This window comes from Streptomyces sp. NPDC018947, from assembly GCF_044390505.1.
Lineage (GTDB): Bacteria > Actinomycetota > Actinomycetes > Streptomycetales > Streptomycetaceae > Streptomyces.
In genome coordinates, this window is record NZ_JBIRZD010000009.1 from 292,329 (window position 1) to 314,943 (window position 22,615).

The following is a 22,615-nucleotide window of genomic DNA, read 5'->3' on the forward strand; positions in this document are numbered from 1 at the left end:
CGCCCCCGGCGTACTACGCCCGCCCGCCGGAACCACCGGACGCACCGGGCGGGCCGGGGGCACGGGGAGCGTGGCGCGTACGGGGTGCGCCGGGCGCACTGACGGCGCGCGTCCGCCCCCGCCGCCCCCGACCGCGCCCGCGTCGGACCAGCGGCTCGGGCCCGCACGCCGCCCCCACCACGGCGGTCGCCGCCAGCAGCACCGCCCACCGGTCGTGGGCCGCCGCCCACCGCGGGTCGTCCGGCACCGCGAACAGCGCCCAGTCCTCGGGGAACAGCAGCGGCGCGAGGACGGCCCCGATCAGCAGGGCCGCCGCGACGGCCGGGCCGGGGCGCGGTTCGTCCGTCAGGCGTATCACCGCCGCGGCACCGGCGAGCGCCAGTGCGCAGAGCACCGCCGCCTCCACGGTGACGCCCCACACCGGCACCCGGACGCCGGAGGGGGCCAGCAGCAGCACCGCCGTCCACCACAGCGCGAGGAACGGCACGACGAGGGCCGCGCGCAGCGCCTGCCGGAGGAGACGCCTCGTCGGGACGGGCGTGGTGAGGTGGCGGGCCCGGTCGTCCAGCACGAAGGCCATACCGAGCGCGCCGACCAGGGCGACGCCGCGCAGCAGGATGAGCGTCTGCCAGGGCGTCGGCTCGGCGTCCGTCAGCCTCGGTGTCCCGGCGAGCAGCAGGCCGAGCACCCCGGCGGCCCCCAGAGCCCGCCACGGCAGGGTGCGCCACGCGGGGCCGGCCAGGGCACGGGTCACTCGCACGAGTCCGCCGTCCTCGGTGCCGTCACGCCCAGCAGTCCGGCGGCCTCGGCCGTCGTGACGCCCGGGGCGGTCAGCTCGGCCCAGTGCGCCTTCACCCGCTCCGCGACGTCGGGGCGCGGCTTCTCCAGCAGCTCCCGGACGACGTCGGTCTGACCCCCCGTCATGGTCAGAGGGTCGGTGGGCGACAGGACCACCGCGGAGCCCTCGACGCTGTCGTCGAGACGGACCCGGCGCAGGGCGTTCACCGGTTCGTCCTGCCAGCTCAGGGAGAGCCACATGATGGTGACCATCCGTCCGTCGCACACCTCGCTCCCCGCCTGCTCGCTGCCCGTGACCAGCACGGCGGCGACGGCGGTGGAGAACTCCGGGACCCGGTTGCCGCCCCAGGCGGTGCCCACGGTCACCTGGTGGGGCGCCGTCAGCGCGGGGATCGCGGTGTCGTCCCCCAGCCCGTACCGCGCGTCTATCCGCTGCCGTACGACGAGCCGCCGCTCGTGCGCTGCGCCGCCGGCGAGGGACTGCACGTGGTCCACCACCGCGGCCCAGGTGCCGGCGCGGGGTTCCCACTCGGGGAACGCGCAGTACGTCGACCGGCCCCGCTCCACGCAGGTCTGCTCCTTCTCCGGGGCGACCGAGACCCGTTCGCGGGCCGCGGTCAGCTCCGGCGACGGCTCCACGCCCCCGGCCTGCAGTATCCCGCCGGCCACCGCGACGGCGAGGGCCAGGGCGACCCCCGCCCGGACGGTCGGCCTGCGTCCGCCGGCGATCAGCACCGCGAGGAAGGCCACGCACAGGGCCGCGCCCGCCAGGTAGACGGCGTGCCAGGCGGCGGGCCGGCCCAGCAGGTCGGACGGCAGGGTGGTGGCGCTGCCCTCGCTGACGACCGGGGCCAGCCACGACAGGCCGTCCACGCTGCCCGTGCCCGTCCCGAGGACGAGCGTGAAGAGCAGGCACACCACCAGCAGCGGCGCGGCGAGCGGCGACCGCACGACCCGTGCCAGCAGCACCCCGAGCGTGCCGAACAGCAGCACCGTCAGCGGCCCGACGAGCAACTCGGCGGGCGAACCGCCCCCGACCGCTCCCGGCTTGGCCGCCTCCCAGAGGAACTGCCCGGCCACGCACACCGCGGTCAGCAGCGCCACCGGCACGACGGACAGCACGTGCGCCACCGTACGCCGCCAGGGCTCCACGACCTGGATCGCGAAGTAGTCCTCCGTGCCGTGCCGCAAGGAGCGCAGGACGGCGGAGCCGGCGCACACCAGGACGGCGAGGCCGACGAGCAGGGGGCCCTGCTGGGTGGCGCGGTCGACGTCCTGGAGGGCCGGATACCCGTCCCAGGAGGTGCGGGTGCGCCACACCACCCAGGCGACGTAGCCGACGAAGGCGACGACGACCGGAATGCTCAGCAGCAGCCGGCGCGCCTCGAACCGGGCCAGGGCCAGCACGGCCCGCACGCCACCGCGCGGCCCGCTGTCCACGCCGGCCGGGGCCGCCGTCAGCACGGTGCTCATGCCGCCACCTCCGCGCCGGCGCCGTCGAGGGTCAGCAGGTAGCCGTCCTCCAGGGTCGGTTCGGCGAGCCGGGCACCGTCGGGCGGGTCGCCCACGTTGCGGAAGGATCCCGTGCCGGTGCGCCAGCCGGCCTTCGCCCCCGGATCGCGCTCCGCGCTGCTCCACACGCGCCCGGCGGCCCGCGCGGTCAGCTCGGCCGGGGTGCCGTCGAAGAGGACGGTCCCTGCGGCCATGACGAGCACCCGGTGGCAGAGCATCGCCACGTCCTCGGTCTGGTGGGTGGACAGCAGCACCGTCCGCCCCTCCCCCGCACCGGCGATCAGCTCGCGGAATCTCATCCGCTGTTCGGGGTCGAGCCCGACGGTCGGTTCGTCCAGCACCAGGAACCCGGGGTCGCCGATCAGCGCGGCCGCCAGCGCGACCCGCTGCCGCATGCCCCCGGACAGCTTCTTGATCCGCCTGCCGCGCACGGTGCCCAGGTCCACCTCGTCCAGCACCCGCCGCACCTCGCGGTGCCGGGCGGCACGGTCGGTCAGCTCCTTCAGGATCGCCACGTAGTCGACGAACTCGAAGGCGGTGAAGTCCGGGTGGAAGCCGGGCGTCTGCGGCAGGTACCCGAGGCGCCGCCGCACCTCCTGCCGTCCCCGCGCGGTGCCCGGATCGTGGCCGAGCACCGTGAAGGACCCACGGTCCGGGGGCACGGCCGTCGCCAGCACGCGCAGCAGCGTGGTCTTCCCGGCTCCGTTGGGCCCGAGCAGCCCGGTGACGCCCGGGGTCAGCCCGAGGGACACCTCGTCCAGGGCACGGACGCGCCCGTAGTGGAGGCTGAGCCCGGAGGCGGAAACGGTGGGGGTCATACGGCACTCCCGTGCACAGAAGGAACGATGGGCGAGCAACTCATGCGGCACCCCGGACCAGGAGGTCGAACCGGTCCCGGAACAGCACCAGCGCCCCGGCCCCCAGCGCGGCCACGGCCGCGGACACGCCCTGGCCGGCCGCGGTGAACGGCGCCAGCGGACCCTCCCCGGACGCCCGCGCCACGTCCGCGGCGAACAGCACCGCGCCCCACGCACCGGCGACCAGCGAAGGGGCGAGCACGGGGCCCAGCCGGGGCGTCAGCGCCAGACCGGACGCGGTGAGGGCGAGCGCGGGCAGCAGCCAGGCCAGCGCGCGCAGCCCGTACCCCGGCAGAGCGAGCGTCGCCAGGCCGTTGACCCCGAGTCCGGCGACGAGAACGGCGACCGTACGGATCATCAGCAGCCGGAAGCCGTGCGTCGGCGAGACGACCGCCATCTCGTACGTCGGGTCCAGCGCGGGCCCGTAGGCGATCGCCACCCCGGCCAGCGGCAGCAGCGGCGCGAAGGCGAGGAAGAGCGTCGGACGGTCGGTGACGCCGGAGGTGAGGGCGACGGCGAAGGTCATCACCAGCACGGCGGCGACCGCGCCCAGCCAGGACCGGCGCAGCACCGGGGTCGCCGCGAGCAGCCGCGCGGTGTGGTCGGCGACCCCGAGCCGCACCAGCAGCCCCTCGAGCCACCCCGGCCGGGGCGCGTCCAACTCGGCGTCGAGCCGCTCCCACCCGGCGTCCAGCGCGACCGGGTCGCTCACGTCGGCGAGGACGCCCCGGCACCGCGCACAGGCGGCCAGATGGGCATCGGCGGACCAGAGCACGGGCGCCGCGAGGTCACCGGCGGCGTACGCCCGCAGGTCGTCCTCGTCGACGTGCCAGGTGCCTTCGATTCTCATGCCAGCGCCTCCCGCAACTGCCTGCGGGCACGCATCGCCCGCGTCTTGACCGTGCCCGGCGGGATGCCGAGCAGGACGGCCGCCTCGCGGGTGGTCAGCCCGTCGATGACCGTGGCCTGGAGCACCGCCCGCAGCTCCGGCGAGAGCCGGACGAGCGCGCCGGCGAGGTCGCCGTGCTCGACACCGGCGAGCACCCGCTCCTCGGCCGAGGCCTCGTCCCGGTGCCGCAGCCGGGCCAGCGCCTGCCGCAGCCGGCCCCGCGCGCCGTCACCGCGCAACGCGTCGACCAGCCGCCGTGACCCGATCCGCCACAGCCAGCCGGCGACGTCCCCGTCCTCCCGGTAGCGCGCGCTGCCCCGCCACACCGCGAGGAACGTCTCCTGCACGACGTCGTCGACGACGCCCGCGTCGGCGCAGCGGCCGCGCAGGCGGGCGGTCAGCCAGGGGGCGTACCGCCGGTACAGCTCCTCGAAGGCGCGCCGGTCGGCGTCCGCCGCGACGGCGCGCAGCAGCTCGCCGTCGCTTCTCGTTTCGCTCACATCTCCTCATCGGACGAGACGGTCCGAACGGTTCACTCGGTCCCGATTTTTTCGACCCGGTCGGGGGGTGACGGACGTGGACTGGTGCGCGGCGTCGGGACGGGCTGGGTCGTTGCGCCGACCGGTGCTGCCAGGTGACCCGGCGTGGGCGCGGGCCGGGGCTGGGTCGCGCGCACCGGCGCTGGAGGGGTGCCTCCCCCACCGGCCACCCGTGCCGCCCCGGGGGTGCCTCCCAGGCCCTTCAGGCACTGGGGGAGGCACGACTGCCCGCAGCCGGGGCAGCGCGGCGGGACGGCGTGAGCCGGGGGCGGGAGACGACGGCCCGCAGCCGCGTACGGCGGGAAGGGGACGGGTCGGGGGGTGTCCGCCCGCAGCGGTTGGCGCGTCAACGCCGGCACATCTGTGGCCAACCGATTCCGCGCCGTTCCGAGGACGGACACCCCCCGACCCGGCCCCGACCCACAAGACCACCGAACGCGCTACGCGCACCCCCACCGGAGCCGCACAGGCCGCCGCAGGCATCGCGCACCCCCACCGAACCCGCACAGCCCGCCGCAGGCCCCCCGCCCAAGCGCCGCAGGCACCCCGCACCACCGCCGGAAGCCCCCCGCTATCCCACACGTCATGTCCCCGTAACCATCGATTCAGACAGCCTTGCAACCCTCGCCGAATGAACCCGACCGTGCCCCCACGAGCAGAACATCCCGCGCCTTCCGACGCGCCTGTCCTGCGCACGGCGCGGAAGAATAGGTCCATGAGGCAGCCGAACACCCAGGCAGAGGTCCAGCACCCGCAGCCCTCCGTGGGCTCCATCGCCGCGCACCGCCCGCGCGCTGTCACCGCGGCGGTCTCCGACCTGGAGCCCGACATCGACGCGGACCTGGACGCGTACGAGGAGTCGCCGGAGCACGGACCCGACGGCGCCGGCACGGGCACCGCCCTCCCCCAGGGCCGCTTCCTGGACCGCGAACGGAGCTGGCTCGCGTTCAACGAGCGCGTCCTCGAACTCGCCGAGGACCCGAACACCCCGCTCCTCGAACGCGCGAACTTCCTCGCGATCTTCGCCAGCAACCTGGACGAGTTCTTCATGGTCCGCGTGGCCGGCCTCAAGCGCCGCATCGCCACCGGCGTCGCCACCCGCTCCGCCTCCGGCCTCCAGCCCCGCGAGGTCCTGGAGATGATCTGGTCCCGCTCCCGCGAGCTCATGGCCCGGCACGCCGCCTGCTTCCACGAGGACGTCGCCCCCGCCCTCGCCGAGGAGGGCATCCACCTGGTGCGCTGGAACGAGCTGGCGGAGAAGGAGCAGGCCCGCCTCTTCACCCTGTTCCGGCACCAGATCTTCCCGGTCCTCACCCCCCTCGCGGTCGACCCGGCCCACCCCTTCCCGTACATCTCGGGCCTCTCCCTCAACCTCGCGGTCGTCGTCCGCAACCCGGTCACGGGCCACCGCCACTTCGCCCGCGTCAAGGTCCCCCCGCTGCTCTCCCGCTTCCTCGAGGCCTCCCCGGGCCGCTACGTCCCGATCGAGGACGTCATCGCCGCCCACCTCGAGGAACTGTTCCCGGGCATGGAGGTCCTGGAGCACCACGCGTTCCGCCTCACCCGCAACGAGGACCTGGAAGTGGAGGAGGACGACGCGGAGAACCTGCTCCAGGCCCTGGAGAAGGAACTGATGCGGCGCCGCTTCGGCCCGCCCGTGCGCCTGGAGGTCGAGGAGTCCGTGGACCGCGAGGTCCTGGACCTGCTCGTCCGCGAACTGAAGATCGGCGAGGCGGAGGTCTATCCCCTCCCCGGCCCCCTCGACCTCACCGGCCTCTTCCGCATCCACAGCCTCGACCGGCCCGAGCTGAAGTACCCGAAGTTCGTCGCCGGCACCCACCGGGACCTCGCCGAGGTGGAGTCGGCGTCCGCGCCGGACATCTTCGCCGCGCTGCGCAGCCGCGACGTCCTGCTCCACCACCCGTACGACTCCTTCTCCACCTCCGTGCAGGCCTTCCTGGAGCAGGCCGCGGCCGACCCGGACGTCCTGGCGATCAAGCAGACGCTGTACCGGACCTCCGGCGACTCCCCGATAGTCGACGCGCTCATCGACGCGGCCGAGTCCGGCAAGCAGGTCCTCGTGCTGGTCGAGATCAAGGCCCGCTTCGACGAGCACGCCAACATCAAGTGGGCCCGCAAGCTGGAGGAGGCGGGCTGCCACGTCGTCTACGGCCTCGTCGGCCTGAAGACGCACTGCAAGCTGTCGCTGGTCGTACGGCAGGAGGGCGAGACGCTCCGCCGCTACAGCCACGTCGGCACCGGCAACTACCACCCGAAGACGGCCCGGCTCTACGAGGACCTCGGCCTGCTCACCGCCGACCCGCAGGTCGGCGCGGACCTCTCCGACCTCTTCAACCGCCTCTCCGGCTACTCGCGCCGCGAGACCTACCGCCGGCTGCTCGTCGCCCCCAAGTCCCTGCGCGACGGCCTCGTCTCCCGTATCCACAAGGAGATCCAGCACCACCGCGCCGGACGCCCCGCCTACATCCGCATCAAGGTCAACTCGATGGTCGACGAGGCCGTCGTGGACGCGTGCTACCGCGCGTCGCAGGCCGGTGTGCCCGTCGACGTGTGGGTGCGCGGCATCTGCGCGCTGCGCCCGGGCGTGGAGGGGCTGTCGGAGCACATCCGGGTCCGTTCGGTCCTCGGCCGCTTCCTGGAGCACTCGCGCGTCTTCGCCTTCGGCAACGGCGGTGAGCCCGAGGTGTGGATCGGCAGCGCCGACATGATGCACCGCAACCTCGACCGCCGTATCGAGGCACTGGTCCGGGTCACGGACCCGGCCCACCGGGCGGCCCTGAACCGGCTCCTCGAGACCGGCATGTCCGACGGCACCGCCTCCTGGCACCTCGGCCCGGACGGCGAGTGGACCCGGCACGCGACCGACGCGGACGGCCAGCCCCTGCGCAATGTCCAGGAGATGCTCATTGACGCCCGGAGGCGCCGGCGTGGCACAGCAACACCTTGAACCGACGAACCGCACCACACCGACCCGCACGGACCGCACCGCCCCCACCCCCACGGTCCGCACTGACCGCAACCCCGTGGACCGCACAGGCCACTCAGCCCGCACCGGCCCCGCGGACCCCACGGACCGCCCCACCACAACCACCCGCACAGGCCACTCAGACCGCACAGGCCGATCAGCCCGCCCGGACCGCACGGACCGCACTGACCGCACGGACCACCCTCCGGCACCCACCAGCCCCCCGGTGAAGGCCACAACCGGCCCCTCGACCCCGATCCCCGCGGAAGCCCTGGCCTCCTACCTCCGCGCCCAGGCAACGGAGTTCCTCCGCGCCCTGCGCCTGCACCGCGAGTCGGGCGGCGCGGGCGCGGGTGCCGCGAACGGGACCGACACCGACGCGGGCCCCGTGGACGCGCCCCGCGCCCTGCGCCGGGCGGCGCGCCGCCTCAGCGGCACCCTGCACACGTACCAGCCGCTGCTGGACGCCGACTGGGCGGAGTCCATGCGCCCCGAACTGGCCTGGCTGTCCGGCACGCTGGCGATGGAGCACGCCTACGCGGCCCGCCTGGAACGCCTGCTCCAGGCCCTGCACCGCCTGTCCGGCCCGCCGCCGCTCCCGCCCCGCCGGCAGGCGGCCGCGGCCGTCGCCCCCCTGACCCTCCCGGCCCCCTCCCCGGCCCCGTCCACTGCCTCCGCACCCCCCACGCTCTCCCCGAGATCCGCGCGCCCCGCGTCCTCCCCGGCCCCCGCGCCCCCGGACGGCGGCACCCTCACCGTGGGCGCGGCGAAGGCGGGCGCCCTGCTCGACCGGCAGCTCACGCTGGCGCGTACGAGGGCGCACTCCACCGCGCTCCAGGCGCTCGGCAGCAGCCGTTTCCACGCGGTCGCCGACAAGGTCGCCTTACTGGCCAGCGACGTCCCGCTGCGGCCCACCGCGGCCGACGCCGACCTGCGTCCCCTCGCCGCGGCGGCGGAGGAACGCCTCGCCGATGCCGTGGCCGCCCTGCCGCTGGTCACCGCGGGGCACCCGTACAACGCGGAGGCCCTGGTCCACGGCCTGTCCCCGGACCCCGCCCCGCACCCGCAGGACGCGCCGTGGCACCAGGTGCGCCTGCTGCTGCGCCTGCACCGCTACGCCCGCGAGGTCATCGCCGAAGACGCCGCGGCCGGGCCCGCTCCCGCCGCGGAGGCCCGGCTGCGCGCCGCCGGGCAGGCGCTCGACCGCCACCGCGACGCCTCCGAGGCGGCCGCCGCGGCGGCGCAGGCGGCGCGCACGCCCCGGATCGCGCCGGCGACGGCGTACGCCCTCGGTGTACTCCACGCCGATCAGCGGCATGAGGTGGAGGCCGCGAGGTACGCGTTCCGGCACAGCTGGCAGAAGGACGCGGTCGCCGCCCCCCGGTGACCGCCCGGCCCCCGACGAGGCGGTGACCGACGGTGCGTTCCCCCACGGATCCTCCCGAGCCCGCGCAGGACCAGGAGCTGTCCCCCGTCCGCGCGGCCGGGTGCGTGCTGTGGCGCAGCGCACCGCTCCGGGGCGGCACCACCGGGCCGGGCGCCGGCCTGGAGGTGTGCCTGGTCCACCGGCCGAAGTACGACGACTGGTCGCACCCGAAGGGCAAGCTCGTGCCCGGCGAGGCCCCGCTCGCCGGTGCCCTGCGCGAGGTCGCCGAGGAGACGGGGTACGCCGCCGTACCGGAGGCCGAGCTGCCCACCGTGCGCTACACGGTGAACGGCCGTCCCAAGGAGGTCCGCTACTGGGCGGCCCGCGCCGGCACGGGCGCGTTCACGCCGTCCACCGAGGTCGACCGCATCGTGTGGCTGCCGCCCGCCGAGGCGCGGGCCCGGCTCACCCGGCCCCACGACCGCCCCCTCGTCGACGCCCTCCTGTCGGCGCTCGGCGTGACCGGCCCGACCGCCTGACCGGACCCGGCGGCAGAACCCAGCGCCCCGGCCCCCGGCCTCTCCCCGCGCCGGAACCTCTCCGTGTCCTCGACGTAAGCGTTCCGTGACCTCACCGCACCGACCACAGGGGTTCACCGCGCGTTCATTCACGCCCTTCGGCGGCTTCACCTGATCTGCCTAATTTCGGCCTTACCCGATACGGGGGCGCATCCCGACCGCGCACCCGCGTCACCCCCTCGCACGCCGCCGGATTCAGGACGGCGGCTCCCGGAAGGAACTCCCTCAAGTGAAGCTTCAGCGCGTGAACCGGCGGGCCCTTGCTCTCGGTGCTCTCGCCGTCTCCGGCGCCCTGGCCCTCACGGCGTGCGGCTCCGACGACACCGGTGGCACGAGCAACGGCGGGGGCTCCAGCGCCGCCACCTCCAACAGCAACATCAAGTGTGACGACGCCAAGGGCCAGCTCCAGGCCTCCGGCTCCTCGGCGCAGAAGAACGCGATCGACGCCTGGGTCAAGCAGTACGTCGCGGCCTGCAACGGCGTGCAGATCAACTACAACCCCACCGGCTCCGGCGCGGGCATCACCGCGTTCACGCAGGGCCAGACCGCGTTCGCCGGTTCGGACTCCGCGCTGAAGCCCGACGAGATCGAGGCGTCGAAGAAGGTCTGCAAGGACGGCCAGGGCATCGACCTGCCGATGGTCGGCGGCCCGATCGCCGTCGGCTTCAACGTCCCCGGCGTCGACACGCTGGTCCTGGACGCCTCCACGCTCGCCAAGATCTTCGACAGCCAGATCACCAACTGGAACGACCCGGCGATCGCCAAGCTGAACCCCGAGGCGAAGCTCCCGGACCTGAAGATCCAGGCGTTCCACCGCTCCGACGAGTCCGGCACCACGGACAACTTCACCAAGTACCTGAAGGCCGCCGCGCCGAAGGACTGGAAGTACGAGCCGGGCAAGTCCTGGGAGGCCAAGGGCGGCCAGTCCGCGCAGGGCTCCTCCGGCCTCGCCCAGCAGGTGAAGCAGACCTCCGGCGCCATCTCGTACTTCGAGCTGTCGTACGCGAAGGACGGCGTCAAGACCGTCGACATCAAGACCGAGGCCGCCGAGCCGGTCAAGGCCACCGTCGAGAACGCCACCGCGGCCATCGGCGCCGCCAAGGTCGTCGGCACCGGCAAGGACCTCGCCCTGGAGCTGGACTACACGCCGTCGGCCGACGGCGCCTACCCGATCGTCCTCGTCACCTACGAGATCGTCTGCGACAAGGGCAACAAGGCCGAGACCCTGCCCGCCACCAAGTCGTTCCTGAACTACATCGCGTCGGAGGACGGCCAGGGCCTGCTGAAGGACGCCGGCTACGCCCCGATGCCCACGGAGATCATCACCAAGGTCCGCGAGACCATCTCGGGCCTGAGCTGACCCGAGTGCGGCCCGGTCCCCGCACAGGGCCGGGCCGCACCGTCCGGTGCACCGCCGCCAGGAGCCCCCGGAACAGGAGCGGCTCCGACCGAGCCGCCCCGTACGGCGGCTCCGCAGACCGGAGAACCCGATGGACACAACCACTGACCCACACAAGCCAGCAGCAGCCCCCGCACCCCACCAGCCCCCCGCCGACGGCTCCGGGCGCCCCGCACGCGGCGCCACCCGCCTCGGCGACCGGATCTTCGTCGGGCTCTCCCGCGGCTCCGGCATCCTGGTGCTGGTCATCATGGCCGCCATCGCGGCCTTCCTCACCTACCGCGCCTCCCTCGCCATCAGCAAGGACGAGGCGAACTTCTTCACCACCTTCGAGTGGAACCCGAGCGGCGTCCCGTCCGAGTTCGGCATCGCGGTCCTGGCCTTCGGCACCGTCGTCTCGTCGGTCATCGCCATGGCCATCGCGGTCCCGATCGCGGTCGGCATCGCCCTGTTCATCACGCACTACGCCCCGCGCAAGCTGGGCGGCACCATCGCGTACGTGATCGACCTGCTCGCCGCCGTGCCCTCCATCGTCTACGGCCTGTGGGGCGCCCTCGTCCTCGTGCCGCACCTCGAGGGCCTCTACGGCTGGCTGGACGACTACCTCGGCTGGACCGGGATCTTCGAGTGGAACGGCGGCGCCCCGCGCTCGCTGTTCACCGTCGGCATCCTGCTCGCCATCATGATCCTGCCGATCATCACCAACGTGAGCCGCGAGGTCTTCCGACAGGTTCCGCGGATGCACGAGGAAGCGGCCCTGGCCCTCGGCGCCACGCGCTGGGAGGTCATCCGCATGTCGGTGCTGCCCTTCGGCCGCTCCGGCGTCATCTCCGCCTCGATGCTCGGCCTCGGGCGCGCGCTCGGCGAGACGATGGCCGTGGCCATGGTGCTCTCCTCCAGCTTCGACATCAATCTCAGCCTGCTCGACACCGGCGGCGGCACCTTCGCCCAGAACATCGCGAGCAAGTTCAACGAGGCCACCGAGATGGGCCGGGACGCCCTGATCGCCTCCGGTCTCGTCCTGTTCGTCATCACGCTGCTGGTCAACGGCGCGGCCCGCCTGATCATCGCCCGCCGCAAGGAGTACTCGGGGGCCAACGCATGAGCCACGCAACTCTCACCCCGGACCGCCGCGGCTCGCTGCGCGGCGCCACGCTGCCCACGTGGTTCCCCTGGGCGGTCGCGGCCGGCTCGGTCGCCGCGGGCCTCGGCATCAGCGCCGCCGCCGGGCTGCACAGCAGCATCCAGTGGGCCCTGATCGCCGCGGTCCTCTTCGTCGCCGGCACGTACGGCATCTCGGCACGGGTCGAGGGCCGCAGGCAGGCCAAGGACCGCGTGGCGACCAGCCTGGTGTGGGTCGCGTTCATCGTGGCGGTGATCCCGCTCGTCTCCCTGATCTGGGAGACGGTCAAGCGCGGCGTGAAGGTCCTCGACGTCTACTTCCTCACCCACTCGATGGGCGTGGTCGCCGACACCGAGCCGGGCGGCGGCATCTACCACGCCATCCTCGGCACCCTCCAGCAGGTCGGCCTCGCCACCCTCATCTCCGTGCCGGTCGGTGTGCTGACCGCGATCTACCTGGTGGAGTACGGGCGCGGCAAGCTCGCCAAGGCCGTCACCTTCTTCGTCGACGTCATGACGGGCATCCCGTCGATCGTCGCCGGCCTGTTCGTCCTCAGCATCTGGGTGCTGATGCTGGGCATGGGCCCCTCCGGCTTCGCCGGCTCGATGGCCCTGTGCATCCTGATGATCCCGGTGGTCGTCCGCTCCACCGAGGAGATGCTCAAGCTCGTCCCGAACGAGCTGCGCGAGGCGTCCCTGGCGCTGGGCGTGCCGAAGTGGCGGACCATCCTGAAGGTCGTCCTGCCGACGTCGATCGGCGGCATCACCACGGGCGTGATGCTGGCGATCGCCCGCATCACCGGTGAGACGGCCCCCGTCCTGCTGCTGGTCTGGGTCACGAACTTCATCAACGCCAACCCGTTCCAGGACCCGCAGGCGTCGCTGCCGATGTACATCTACCTCCAGTACGCCAACAGCGGCGGCTCGGGCGCGGCGTACGACCGTGCCTGGGCGGCGGCCCTGACGCTCATCGCGTTCATCATGATCCTCAACCTGGTGGCCCGCGGCATCGCCCGCTGGAAGGCCCCGAAGACCGGTCGCTGACGCGGCCACAGCGAGCACAGTCAGCGACCCGAAAGAAGCAGTGATTCACATGGCCAAGCGCATCGACGTCAGCGGCCTCAACGCCTACTACGGTTCCTTCCTGGCCATCGAGGACATCTCGATGACCGTCGAGCCCCGCTCCGTGACGGCCTTCATCGGCCCGTCCGGCTGCGGCAAGTCCACGTTCCTGCGCACGCTCAACCGCATGCACGAGGTCACCCCGGGCGGCCGGGTCGACGGCAAGGTCATGCTGGACGACGAGAACCTCTACGGCGCCGGCATCGACCCGGTGGCCGTGCGGCGCGAGGTCGGCATGGTCTTCCAGCGCCCGAACCCGTTCCCGACCATGTCGGTCTACGACAACGTGGCCGCGGGCCTGCGCCTGAACGGCAAGTACAAGAAGTCCGAGCTGGACGGCATCGTCGAGAAGTCCCTGCGGGGCGCCAACCTCTGGAACGAGGTGAAGGACCGCCTGAACAAGCCGGGCTCCGGCCTGTCCGGCGGTCAGCAGCAGCGCCTGTGCATCGCCCGCGCGATCGCGGTCGAGCCGAACGTCCTGCTGATGGACGAGCCCTGCTCCGCCCTCGACCCGATCTCCACCCTCGCCATCGAGGACCTGATCGGCGAGCTGAAGGAGCGCTTCACGATCGTCATCGTGACGCACAACATGCAGCAGGCGGCGCGCGTCTCCGACCGCACGGCCTTCTTCAACCTGGCCGCGGTCGGCCAGCCCGGCAAGCTGATCGAGATCGACGAGACGGAGCGGATCTTCTCCAACCCGTCGGTCCAGGCGACGGAGGACTACATCTCCGGCCGCTTCGGCTGACCCGATCCCCTCGCGGTGCTGCATGGCGGTGCCACCGCGAGGCGCACAAAGGGCCCGCCCCCTCCCGGGGGCGGGCCCTTCCGCATCACTGCCGTCCCGGCCATCGTGCCTCCCCCCGTGCCTGAACGGCCTGGGAGGTGCCCCCAGGGCGGCACGGGTGGGCGGTGGGGCCCCGCTCGAGCGAAGCCGGGAGTGGGGGAGGCACGACGCCGGCGCCGGGCCGGCGCACCCGACCCCGCGCGGCCGTACGCGCCGGGCGCCCGGCGGACACCGAGCCCCCGGCCCGGCCCCTCGCTAGAGGAACGCCAGATTCACGACCCAGAACGAACACGCGGCCACCAACGCGGCCGCGGGCATCGTGATGAACCACCCCAGGATGATGTTCTTCGCGACGCCCCACCGCACCGCGTTCACCCTCTTCGTGGCCCCCACACCCATGATCGCCGAAGTGATCACGTGCGTCGTGGAGATCGGCGCGTGGAACAGGAACGCCGACCCGAACATGATCGAGGCCCCCGTCGTCTCCGCGGCGAACCCCTGCGGCGGATCCAGCTCGATGATCTTCCGCCCCAGCGTCCGCATGATCCGCCAGCCACCCGCGTACGTGCCCGCCGACAGCATCAGCGCACAGGCGATCTTCACCCACACCGGGATCGGGTCGCCGTAGTCCTCGACGTCGGCGATGACCAGCGCCATCACCACGATGCCCATGGTCTTCTGCGCGTCCTGGAGGCCGTGACCGAGGGCCATCCCCGCCGCGGACACCGTCTGCGCGATGCGGAAGCCCCGCTTCGCCTTGTGCGGGTTGGCCCGCCGGAACATCCACATGATCGCCGTCATGACGAGATAGCCGACGACCAGACCGATCACCGGCGACACGAACATCGGGATGACGATCTTGTCGACGACCCCGTGCCAGTACACGGTCGTGCTGCCCGCCAGAGCCGCGCCGACCATGCCGCCGAACAACGCGTGCGAGGACGACGAGGGCAGGCCGAAGTACCAGGTGATGAGGTTCCACACGATGGCGCCGATCAGCGCCGCGAAGAGGATGCCCATCCCCTTCGACCCCTCGGGTGTCTCGATCAGCCCCTCGCTGACGGTCTTGGCGACCCCGGACCCGAGAAACGCGCCGGCGAGGTTCATCACGGCCGCCATGGCGAGGGCCGCCCGAGGCGTCAGCGCCCGCGTCGACACGGACGTCGCGATCGCGTTCGCCGAGTCGTGGAAACCGTTGGTGTACGTGAAGAAGAGCGCAACCCCGATGGTCACGATCAGAGCGAAGGTGTCCATGGAGGGGTCAGGACTCCTTGACGGCGATGGTCTCCACCGTGTTCGCCACGTGCTCGAACGCGTCGGCCGCCTCTTCCAGGACGTCCACGATCTGCTTCAGCTTGAGCACCTCGATGGCGTCGTACTTGCCGTTGAAGAGGTGGGCCAGCAGCTTGCGGTGGATCTGGTCGGCCTGGTTCTCCAGCCGGTTGACCTCGATCCAGTACTCGGTGAGGTTGTCCATGGTCCGCAGGTTCGGCATGGCCTCGGCGGTCAGCTCGGCGGCCCGCGCCAGAACCTCGATCTGCTGCTCGACGCCCTTGGGCAGTTCCTCGACGTTGTAGAGGACGACCAGGTCGACGGCCTCCTCCATGAAGTCCATGATGTCGTCGAGGGACGAGGCCAGGGAGTAGATGTCCTCGCGGTCGAACGGCGTGATGAACGAGGAGTTCAGTTGGTGGAAGATCGCGTGCGTCGCGTCGTCACCCGCGTGTTCGGCGGCCCGCATACGCTCTGCGATCTCGGCCCGGGCGGAAGAGTCCGCCCCGAGCAGTTCCATCAGGAGCTTGGAGCCCGTGACAATGTTGTCCGCGGACGCGGCGAACATGTCGTAGAAGCTCGTCTCCCTGGGGGTCAGACGAAAGCGCACGTGGGGTCCTCGGGGTGCATCGGTTTCGGTCAGGCTGATGCTAGGTGCATCATCCGGCCACGGCTAACGGGCCGTCCCCCAGTGTCGCCCATGAGGCACAGTGATGAGCAGGGGGGCGACCCGGACTCGGCGCTCCGCGCTGTGACCAGGGGACTTTTCCCCACGGAATTGGTTACAATATACCCACTAGGGGTATATGTCCGCTATTTGCCCAACAGGAGGACGCGATGACGACCACCGAGGCCGGCGCAGGCGCGCCCTCCGTGGACACGGTCGAGACGGACGGGACGGACGTGGTGACGGAGCACGCCGGCGCCCACCTGACGGACCACGACCGCGGTGTGCACGGGTACCACAAGCAGAAGGACGAGCACCTCAAGCGGCTGCGCCGCATCGAGGGCCAGATCCGCGGTCTCCAGCGGATGGTCGACGAGGACGTCTACTGCATCGACATACTCACCCAGGTCTCCGCCTCCACGAAGGCCCTGCAGTCCTTCGCCCTGCAACTCCTCGAGGAGCACCTGCGCCACTGCGTCGCGGACGCGGCCGTCAAGGGCGGCTCCGAGATCGACGCGAAGGTGGAGGAGGCCACGAAGGCGATCGGGCGCCTGCTGCGCACCTGATCCGATGTTCCGGCCGGCCGGTGCCGCGGCTCACTGCCCGGCGCCGGCCCCGCGCTCCTCGGCCACTCTCAGCACCTCGTCGATGCTCTCCAGGCTGAGCCGCTCCCGGGCCGCCGAGGCGGCGATGATCAGCTCACCGCACAGCTCTATCTCGGCCAGCGCCACGTGGTCCTGAACTGCCGTACCGCCGAGCGGAGCCACGCGCGTCACCTCGTCCCTGCCGTCACCGACTTCCTAGAGTAGGGAGCGGCCCACGCACCGCGCATGGCACGGAAGGGCTAGTCCTTACCGCCCGCCCCCGCGCCCCGCGCCTCGCCCGGCTCCTGGGCGATCTTCCCGGCGTAGATGTCCTCGTCCTCGGGCAGCCGTACGCGGACGGCGGCGCCGAAGTCGTAGAGCAGCGTCGTGGAGGAGACCGCCACCGTGCCCGCGTCCCGCCCGTTGACGAAGCTGAAGTGGTGCCGGAGCTTGCGGATGCGGCCCGCGTCGTCGAGGTAGGCGTCGAAGGGCACCTCGGCCGTGGCGAACCCCTCGGCCGCCGCGGCCAGCGCCTCCTTGTTGCCGTCGGAGGCGTCCCGCGCGGCGCGGGCGAGATCGGCGGTTCCCCGGTAGTGCCGCACCGCCGTGCCGGCGACCTCGGTGCGGCCCACGTACGTCGCCGTCCGCGTCCCCCGCAGCACCTCGGCGGCGGCGAACGGGTCCGTCGCCCCGCCGGTCACCAGATTGCCGTCGGACAGGGAGGCGGTCGCCACCCTCACCCACTTGTCGTCGGGCACGCCGGCGCCCCGGTTCTTCATGAACAGGGCACCCGGTGCGAGCAGTTCGGTGATCGGCCGGTGCTCGCTGGTGCCGGCCGGGTCCTGAGGGAGCCTCACCTTCAGCCTGCCGAGCCGTTCGCGGAAGTCGTACACGCCCTCGCCGCGGATGGTGACCCGGGTCCCGCCGCTGGCCATCTCCACGGCGGTGCGGGCCTTGGAACTGCCCGCGGCCACCAGGCGGTCGGCGGCCTGCTCCAGCTCGCGGACCGGATCGCCGGCGCGGGCCTCCTGAACCGACGCGTCCTCACCGGAGCACCCGGTTCCGGCCAGGCCCCCGCAGACCACGACGCCGACGACGACGGATACCGTCCGTGCCTTCGCGCGCTGCCGCTCCCTCTCCCGCCCGACCATCGCCACCTACCCCAGCCGCCACGGCCCGTCCCGGACCCCCTGCCGCCCCGGTTAACGACGGGTGGGCGACCCCGGTAACGTGGTGGCGTGGCTCAGCAGGACGCGTGTGAAGCTCCCGGGGACGCCCCGGAGCACCGCACCACGACGGTGGAACAGGGCTCCTTCTGTCTGGCCCGCTGCACCTGCGGCTGGCGCGGCCCGGCCCGAAGAGCCAGAAGCCAGGCCAGAACAGACGCCCAGACCCACGCCCCGGGATAACCGCGGCGCCGCGCGACCGCGGAGCCGCAGAGCCGCAGAGCCGCAGAGCCGCAGAGCCGCAGAGCCGCGGGCAATCGTGCCTCCCCCCGTTGAGCGAGGCCGAGAGTGGGGGAGGCACCCGCCAACGCCGGGCAGCGCCCCGCTCCCGGCCACCTGAACGCCGGGGACACGCGCCCCCCGGAGGGCTACGCCGCGAGATCCCGCTCCTCGGAGCCGGCGCTCTCCCGCCGGGCCCCCGGAATCACGGAACGCCCCGCCGCGCCCCGGCCCCGCGCACTGACCAGCCACCCCGCACGGGGCGACCGCTCCACCGCCCGCACCACCGGCGTCAGCAGCGCCATGGCCACCGGCGACAGCAGCAGCGCGACAGCCGTCCCCAGCGCGAACCCGCCGATGACGTCCGTCGGATAGTGCACACCCATGTAGACCCGGATGAACCCGCCGAACACCGCCAGCACGATCGCGCCGATCCCGAACTTCCGGTTGGCCACGAACAGCGCGACCGCCAGCGCCATGCACAGCGTGGCGTGATCGCTCACGAACGAGAAGTCGTCCTTGCCGGCGACGAGGACCTCGAGCCCCTCATGGTCGTTGAACGGCCGGGGTCTCTCGACGAACCCCCGTATCGGCACGTTGACCAGCACCGCGACCCCGGCCGCGAGCGGCGCCCACACCAGCGCGGCCACGGACGACGCGGCGTCCTCACCGCCCCGCCGGCGCACGCCCCACCAGCACCACAGCACCAGCAGCGCGATCGCGAACAGCAGCCCGTACTCACCCACGAACTCCATGACCCGGTCGAACCAGTGCGGCGCGTCCTTGGCCAGGCCGTTGATGTCGTACAGCAGCTCGACGTCGGGGTTCGACCCGGATTCGGCGAGTCCAGCCATGTTGCAGCGGCCCCTTCGTCATGTCCTCCGGCGCGCCCTGCGCACGCCTGCCCTGCCACCCCCGTGGTTGTAGATCCGCCGGTCCGCACACCTACACGACAACAGGAACGCACGGCCCCCATCGGTCCGTTCCACACTCCACCGAATGATCACGCAGACGTTATCGAAGAGAGACACGTCGTCGCAGCTCAGGGGAGGGGTTCACGCTCGGTTCACACCGTCGTGGGCAGCGCTTTCGCGCCATCCTCGGTCACCCGGGTCGCCCCGAAGTAATCGGGCGTGTCGATCGGGTCGAAGCGGATGACGGCCCCCGTCCGCGGCGCGTCGATCATGTACCCGCCGCCGACGTAGATCCCCACGTGCCGGATGGCCCGCGAGTTGGTGAGGTCGTCGGAGAAGAACACCAGGTCACCCGGCAGCAACTCGTCCCGCGAGGGGTGCGGCCCCGCGTTGTACTGGTCGTTGGCGACCCGGGGCAGTTCGATCCCGACACTGTCGTACGCGGCCTTGGTCAGCCCGGAGCAGTCGAACCGGCCGCCCTGATCGGCCGTACCGTTCCCGCCCCACAGATAGGGCGTCCCCAACTTCTTCTGCGCGTAGGCGATGGCCCCGGCGGCCTGCTCGGAGGGATCGACCCGCGTCACGGGCGCGGCGAAACTCTTCTCCAGGGCACGGATGTTGCGCACGTAGTTCCGCGTCTCGGTCAGCGCCGGGATGCCACCGGCGTCGATCACCCGGTACGGCCCGGAGTTGTAGGCGGCCAGCATGTTGTTCGTGACGTCACCGGGCACGTCCTTCACGTATTTGGCGAGGGCGCAGTCGTAGGACGCCGCCGAAGGGATCGCGTCCTGGGGGTCCCACACGTCCCGGTCGCCGTCGCCGTCCCCGTCGATGCCGTAGGCCGCCCACGTGCCCGGGATGAACTGGGCGATGCCACGGGCGTCGGCGTGACTGAGCGCGTCCGTCCGCCACTTGCTCTCCTGGTAGATCTGCGCGGCCAGGAGCGCCGGGTTGATGGCGGGACACAGGTTGCCCCACGTCTGGATGAGTTGCTGGTACGCGGCCGGCACCGTGCCCTTGGCCAGGGTCTTGCCGCCCGACCCCACACCGCCCGCCAGGTTCCCGGCGACGATGTAGACGCCCACGACCAGCAGCATGACGAAGCTCAGCGCCGCGGCGACCGCGGCGCCGGCGACGAGCCAGACTTTGCGCATGCCCCAACTCTCCCCCACGAGAGGGCCGTCCAACGGCTGCTTCCAGCCATGTCGGGCCCATCCGCCTACTCCACCAGGAAGCCGTCACAGGTGATGGACGCGAATTCGCTCGGTTCCTTGACGTGGAGGAACAGCACGGTCCAGTCCCCCGGCGCCGTGGCGGTGGGGAACGCGTCCTGGTACTTCTCCCCCTGCACGTAGTCCACGAAGTCGTCCGGGTACGTCAGCGTCGTGGTGCCGTTGCTGTCCGGGGTCCGGTAGACCTCGTACATGTCGATGGGGCGGCTCGTGAACCCGAGGGACATGTTGCCCGCCGCCGCGTTGTGCAGGGGCTCGCCGGTCTCCGGGTCGACGAAGTAGGGCGGCTTCACCGCCACCGACACGAAGTACGACTCGCCCGGCTTCGGATCCGCGTACTTCAGGCGCACGGTGATCTTCAGCGGGCCCGACCCGTACGATTCACCGCCGTCCACGGGCACGACGGAGTACTGGAGGTACTCGTTGCGTTCCTCGGCCGGCAGGTTGCACTGCCGGGTGTCGCTGAACCACATGTCACGGATCAGCCTGTCGGTCTCCACGTAGGCGGGCGCGTCTGCCGTGGGCGCCTCGCCCGCCTGCGACGGCTCCGACGAGGTGGTGGCCCGCGCCGACCCGCCGGGACCGGCGGACGCGGTGGTGTCCCCGCCTCCCTTGGCGCCGCCGTCCTCCTTGCCGTCGGGCAGCGCCAGCATCGCCGTGGCCGCTCCCACGCCGAGGATAAGTCCGGCGGCCACCGCGATCAGCCAGGGCTTCTTCCGGCGCCGGACCGCCGTCCCCGCGACCACCTGGGTCGGCGTGTAGCCCGGGTGAGCCGCGGGGTGCGGCGCACCGGTCGGCATGTCGTGGAGCCCCGGGGACCCCGGGGACCCCGCCGGGGCCGGCGGCGTGGCTCCGCCGGGGCCGCCCACGGGCCCGCGCGGCACCGCCTCGGCCAGGCTCTGCAGGCCCGCGTAGTGGGCGTCCTCGACCAGCGCCGACCGGACGCCGCAGCGCTCGATGACCTCCGCCAGCGTGGGCCGCTCGGCCGGGTCCTTGGCCATGCACCGCTCGATGAGGTCCGCCAGCTCCGGCTCGACGCCGTCCAGGTCGGCGGGCTCGTGCACGGCGCGGTAGTGCACACCGGCCGGATCACCCGTGCCGAACGGCGGGCGGCCGGTCGCGGCGTACGCCAGGGTCGCCCCCAGGGCGAAGACGTCCGCGGCCGGGCCGGTGTCGTTGCGCACCAGCACCTCGGGCGCGGTGAACCCCGCCGTACCGGGCGCGTATCCCGTGTCCGTGAGGGCGGCCTGACCGGCACCCCGGGCGATGCCGAAGTCGATGAGCTGGGGCCCCTGCCCGGCGAGGATCACGTTCTGCGGCTTGAGGTCCCGGTGCGTCACGCCCTGGGCGTGCACGGCGGCGAGCCCTTCGGCCAGTGCGGCGAGCACCCCGCGGCACGTCTCCGCGGGCAGCGGCCCCCGCTCCTCCACGCCTCGGCTCAGCGTCGGCCCCGCCACGTACTCCGTCGCCAGCCAGTGCGGCGCCTCGTCCAGCGACGCGTCGATCAGGTTGGCCGTGTACGCGCTGCGCACCGCGCGGACGGTCTCGACCTCGCGCCGGAACCGTGCCAGCGCGTCCGGCCGGTCCACGATCTCGTCCCGGATCACCTTGAGCGCGACCAGCCGACCGCCGGGCGAGCGCCCGAGATAGACCTGCCCCATGCCGCCGGCCCCGAGCCTGGCGAGCAACGTGTAGGCGCCTATCCGCGCCGGATCCTGAGCCCTGAGTGCCTCCACGCGACCGACCTTGCCACACGGACCAGCCGGACCGCATGGGCTCGTGCGCCAATCAAGGCCATGTCCGGCAGCTCCATATGACTTTCCCTCAGGTTCTCCTGAGCGCAGATCAGGGCCTAACGAGCCAACCGTGCGACAGGTTTCGGTCGGCCTTCGTTGCCCGCTGTGACCTGCCGTGATACACAGAGTGACGATACGGTGTTTTCCGCACCGCTCCACGCCTGTGCGAGCGTCAGATGTGAGGCGGTGGCAAGCTGTTCGTACGAAACCCGCCAATCAATGACGCCAAGTCGACATACGACGGCGCCGTTGTCGGCGACAATGAGGCCTGACCTCTGCACCAACGCAGGGGGCGCGGAACTACCCAACAGGGGCGGTGACTTACATGCTCTTTGCGGCCGACGAGGGAGACATCAACACCATCATCGGGGGGATCGCTCCGGACTGGGGCCCCTTCGGCAGCCTGGGCAACGAGGCGAAGGTGATGATCGAGGTGGTGATGGCCGTCGCCATCCTGCTGTGCCTCGGCATCGCCATCTGGGGCGCCGCCAAGCAGCGCATCGGCGCCACGGCCCTCCGGGACACCTTCAGCGCCGAACAGGGCAAGGGCCTCATCATCGCGGGGCTGACGGGCGTGTTCATCATCGGCTCGCTCGGCACGCTCTTCACCATCGTGTACGGCATGGCCGTGTAGGCGGGCCCCGCAGTCCATCGGCCCGCCGGGCGCGCCCGGTCCCCCTCCATCCCACCCGCCCGTCGTGCCCACCGGCTGAGGTTGCGTTTCCCTGATGTCCAGTCACCACACCGCGC

The 22,615-nt window shown here is 72.3% G+C and carries 21 protein-coding genes; 9 read left to right on the forward strand and 12 right to left on the reverse strand.

Features of this window, described 5'->3' with window-relative positions; genetic code table 11:
- Positions 1-13: 13 nt before the first annotated feature.
- From ACH499_RS19565 to ACH499_RS19585, 5 genes are read right to left on the reverse strand one after another with little or no spacing between them, the layout of a single operon-like run.
- Entirely contained in the window at positions 14-760 is a 747-nt protein-coding gene (locus ACH499_RS19565) for an ABC transporter (RefSeq protein ID WP_399017163.1), read from the reverse strand.
- Positions 751-2,271, reverse strand: coding sequence for an ABC transporter permease (locus ACH499_RS19570; protein ID WP_399017165.1), 1,521 nt, complete (start codon positions 2,269-2,271; stop codon positions 751-753). Before ACH499_RS19570 ends, ACH499_RS19565 begins: the two co-directional genes overlap by 10 nt.
- A complete protein-coding gene (locus ACH499_RS19575; protein WP_399017167.1) occupies positions 2,268-3,128 on the reverse strand; it encodes an ABC transporter ATP-binding protein in 861 nt (286 codons plus the stop codon). The genes ACH499_RS19570 and ACH499_RS19575 overlap by 4 nt, the downstream gene beginning before the upstream one ends.
- Positions 3,129-3,168: 40 nt before the next feature.
- The gene (locus tag ACH499_RS19580) at positions 3,169-4,017 is read right to left on the reverse strand and encodes a zf-HC2 domain-containing protein (protein WP_356204314.1); all 849 of its coding nucleotides are present in this window, start codon (positions 4,015-4,017) and stop codon (positions 3,169-3,171) included.
- Positions 4,014-4,556 (reverse strand): RNA polymerase sigma factor, encoded by a 543-nt coding sequence (locus ACH499_RS19585; RefSeq protein WP_356204312.1) that lies wholly within the window; start codon positions 4,554-4,556, stop codon positions 4,014-4,016. The genes ACH499_RS19580 and ACH499_RS19585 overlap by 4 nt, the downstream gene beginning before the upstream one ends.
- Positions 4,557-5,310: 754 nt before the next feature.
- On the opposite strand from ACH499_RS19585, the gene ACH499_RS19590 reads away from it, so the two are divergent.
- The 7 genes from ACH499_RS19590 (at position 5,311) to pstB (ending at position 13,916) form a co-directional block, all read left to right on the forward strand.
- The gene (locus tag ACH499_RS19590) at positions 5,311-7,563 is read left to right on the forward strand and encodes an RNA degradosome polyphosphate kinase (RefSeq protein ID WP_356206690.1); all 2,253 of its coding nucleotides are present in this window, start codon (positions 5,311-5,313) and stop codon (positions 7,561-7,563) included.
- Between the two features lie 244 nt (positions 7,564-7,807).
- Positions 7,808-8,968, forward strand: coding sequence for a CHAD domain-containing protein (locus ACH499_RS19595; protein ID WP_399017170.1), 1,161 nt, complete (start codon positions 7,808-7,810; stop codon positions 8,966-8,968).
- A gap of 32 nt (positions 8,969-9,000) precedes the next feature.
- Positions 9,001-9,486: an NUDIX hydrolase gene (locus tag ACH499_RS19600; RefSeq protein ID WP_399017172.1), complete on the forward strand. Its 486-nt coding sequence runs from the start codon at positions 9,001-9,003 to the stop codon at positions 9,484-9,486.
- Between the two features lie 268 nt (positions 9,487-9,754).
- On the forward strand, positions 9,755-10,885 hold the full coding sequence (gene pstS / locus ACH499_RS19605) for a phosphate ABC transporter substrate-binding protein PstS (RefSeq protein WP_365596523.1): 1,131 nt from the start codon (positions 9,755-9,757) through the stop codon (positions 10,883-10,885).
- 130 nt (positions 10,886-11,015) lie between these two features.
- The gene (pstC, locus tag ACH499_RS19610; protein ID WP_356206682.1) at positions 11,016-12,029 is read left to right on the forward strand and encodes a phosphate ABC transporter permease subunit PstC; all 1,014 of its coding nucleotides are present in this window, start codon (positions 11,016-11,018) and stop codon (positions 12,027-12,029) included.
- Complete coding sequence (gene pstA / locus ACH499_RS19615; protein ID WP_399017175.1) at positions 12,026-13,090, forward strand: phosphate ABC transporter permease PstA; 1,065 nt, start codon at positions 12,026-12,028, stop codon at positions 13,088-13,090. The genes pstC and pstA overlap by 4 nt, the downstream gene beginning before the upstream one ends.
- A 49-nt stretch (positions 13,091-13,139) precedes the next feature.
- Entirely contained in the window at positions 13,140-13,916 is a 777-nt protein-coding gene (gene pstB / locus ACH499_RS19620) for a phosphate ABC transporter ATP-binding protein PstB (protein ID WP_356206677.1), read from the forward strand.
- 294 nt (positions 13,917-14,210) lie between these two features.
- Here pstB and pitH read toward each other — a convergent pair whose 3' ends face one another.
- Positions 14,211-15,209, reverse strand: coding sequence for a low-affinity phosphate transporter PitH (gene pitH / locus ACH499_RS19625; RefSeq protein WP_356206674.1), 999 nt, complete (start codon positions 15,207-15,209; stop codon positions 14,211-14,213).
- 7 nt (positions 15,210-15,216) lie between these two features.
- Positions 15,217-15,837, reverse strand: coding sequence for a DUF47 domain-containing protein (locus ACH499_RS19630; RefSeq protein ID WP_189220869.1), 621 nt, complete (start codon positions 15,835-15,837; stop codon positions 15,217-15,219).
- A 227-nt stretch (positions 15,838-16,064) separates the two neighbouring features.
- On the opposite strand from ACH499_RS19630, the gene ACH499_RS19635 reads away from it, so the two are divergent.
- Positions 16,065-16,460 carry a metal-sensitive transcriptional regulator gene (locus tag ACH499_RS19635; protein WP_356206672.1) on the forward strand — a complete coding sequence of 132 codons (396 nt, stop codon included), beginning with the start codon at positions 16,065-16,067 and terminating at the stop codon, positions 16,458-16,460.
- 30 nt (positions 16,461-16,490) lie between these two features.
- Here ACH499_RS19635 and ACH499_RS19640 read toward each other — a convergent pair whose 3' ends face one another.
- From ACH499_RS19640 to ACH499_RS19660, 5 genes are all read right to left on the reverse strand, one after another.
- Positions 16,491-16,670: a hypothetical protein gene (locus tag ACH499_RS19640; protein ID WP_356206670.1), complete on the reverse strand. Its 180-nt coding sequence runs from the start codon at positions 16,668-16,670 to the stop codon at positions 16,491-16,493.
- Between the two features lie 68 nt (positions 16,671-16,738).
- Positions 16,739-17,629, reverse strand: a complete 891-nt coding sequence (locus ACH499_RS19645; RefSeq protein ID WP_399017204.1) for a hypothetical protein — start codon at positions 17,627-17,629, stop codon at positions 16,739-16,741.
- 443 nt (positions 17,630-18,072) lie between these two features.
- Positions 18,073-18,777: a phosphatase PAP2 family protein gene (locus ACH499_RS19650; protein WP_356206666.1), complete on the reverse strand. Its 705-nt coding sequence runs from the start codon at positions 18,775-18,777 to the stop codon at positions 18,073-18,075.
- Positions 18,778-18,989: 212 nt separating this feature from the next.
- Positions 18,990-19,991 carry a bifunctional lytic transglycosylase/C40 family peptidase gene (locus ACH499_RS19655; protein WP_356206664.1) on the reverse strand — a complete coding sequence of 334 codons (1,002 nt, stop codon included), beginning with the start codon at positions 19,989-19,991 and terminating at the stop codon, positions 18,990-18,992.
- A gap of 65 nt (positions 19,992-20,056) precedes the next feature.
- Entirely contained in the window at positions 20,057-21,805 is a 1,749-nt protein-coding gene (locus ACH499_RS19660) for a serine/threonine-protein kinase (protein ID WP_399017179.1), read from the reverse strand.
- A 385-nt stretch (positions 21,806-22,190) separates the two neighbouring features.
- Here ACH499_RS19660 and ACH499_RS19665 point away from each other — a divergent pair, with 385 nt between their 5' ends.
- Complete coding sequence (locus ACH499_RS19665; RefSeq protein WP_019526682.1) at positions 22,191-22,499, forward strand: hypothetical protein; 309 nt, start codon at positions 22,191-22,193, stop codon at positions 22,497-22,499.
- Positions 22,500-22,615 lie beyond the last annotated feature (116 nt).

Coding starts and splice junctions, on each gene's coding strand:
- pstA (WP_399017175.1), top strand. CDS start 12,026: ATGAGCCACGCAACTCTCACCCCGGACCGCCGCGGCTCGCTGCGCGGC.
- pstB (WP_356206677.1), top strand. CDS start 13,140: ATGGCCAAGCGCATCGACGTCAGCGGCCTCAACGCCTACTACGGTTCC.
- ACH499_RS19645 (WP_399017204.1), bottom strand. CDS start 17,629: ATGGTCGGGCGGGAGAGGGAGCGGCAGCGCGCGAAGGCACGGACGGTA.
- ACH499_RS19655 (WP_356206664.1), bottom strand. CDS start 19,991: ATGCGCAAAGTCTGGCTCGTCGCCGGCGCCGCGGTCGCCGCGGCGCTG.
- ACH499_RS19665 (WP_019526682.1), top strand. CDS start 22,191: ATGCTCTTTGCGGCCGACGAGGGAGACATCAACACCATCATCGGGGGG.
- ACH499_RS19650 (WP_356206666.1), bottom strand. CDS start 18,777: ATGGCTGGACTCGCCGAATCCGGGTCGAACCCCGACGTCGAGCTGCTG.
- ACH499_RS19570 (WP_399017165.1), bottom strand. CDS start 2,271: ATGAGCACCGTGCTGACGGCGGCCCCGGCCGGCGTGGACAGCGGGCCG.
- pitH (WP_356206674.1), bottom strand. CDS start 15,209: ATGGACACCTTCGCTCTGATCGTGACCATCGGGGTTGCGCTCTTCTTC.
- ACH499_RS19575 (WP_399017167.1), bottom strand. CDS start 3,128: ATGACCCCCACCGTTTCCGCCTCCGGGCTCAGCCTCCACTACGGGCGC.
- ACH499_RS19580 (WP_356204314.1), bottom strand. CDS start 4,017: ATGAGAATCGAAGGCACCTGGCACGTCGACGAGGACGACCTGCGGGCG.
- pstC (WP_356206682.1), top strand. CDS start 11,016: ATGGACACAACCACTGACCCACACAAGCCAGCAGCAGCCCCCGCACCC.
- ACH499_RS19590 (WP_356206690.1), top strand. CDS start 5,311: ATGAGGCAGCCGAACACCCAGGCAGAGGTCCAGCACCCGCAGCCCTCC.
- ACH499_RS19635 (WP_356206672.1), top strand. CDS start 16,065: ATGACGACCACCGAGGCCGGCGCAGGCGCGCCCTCCGTGGACACGGTC.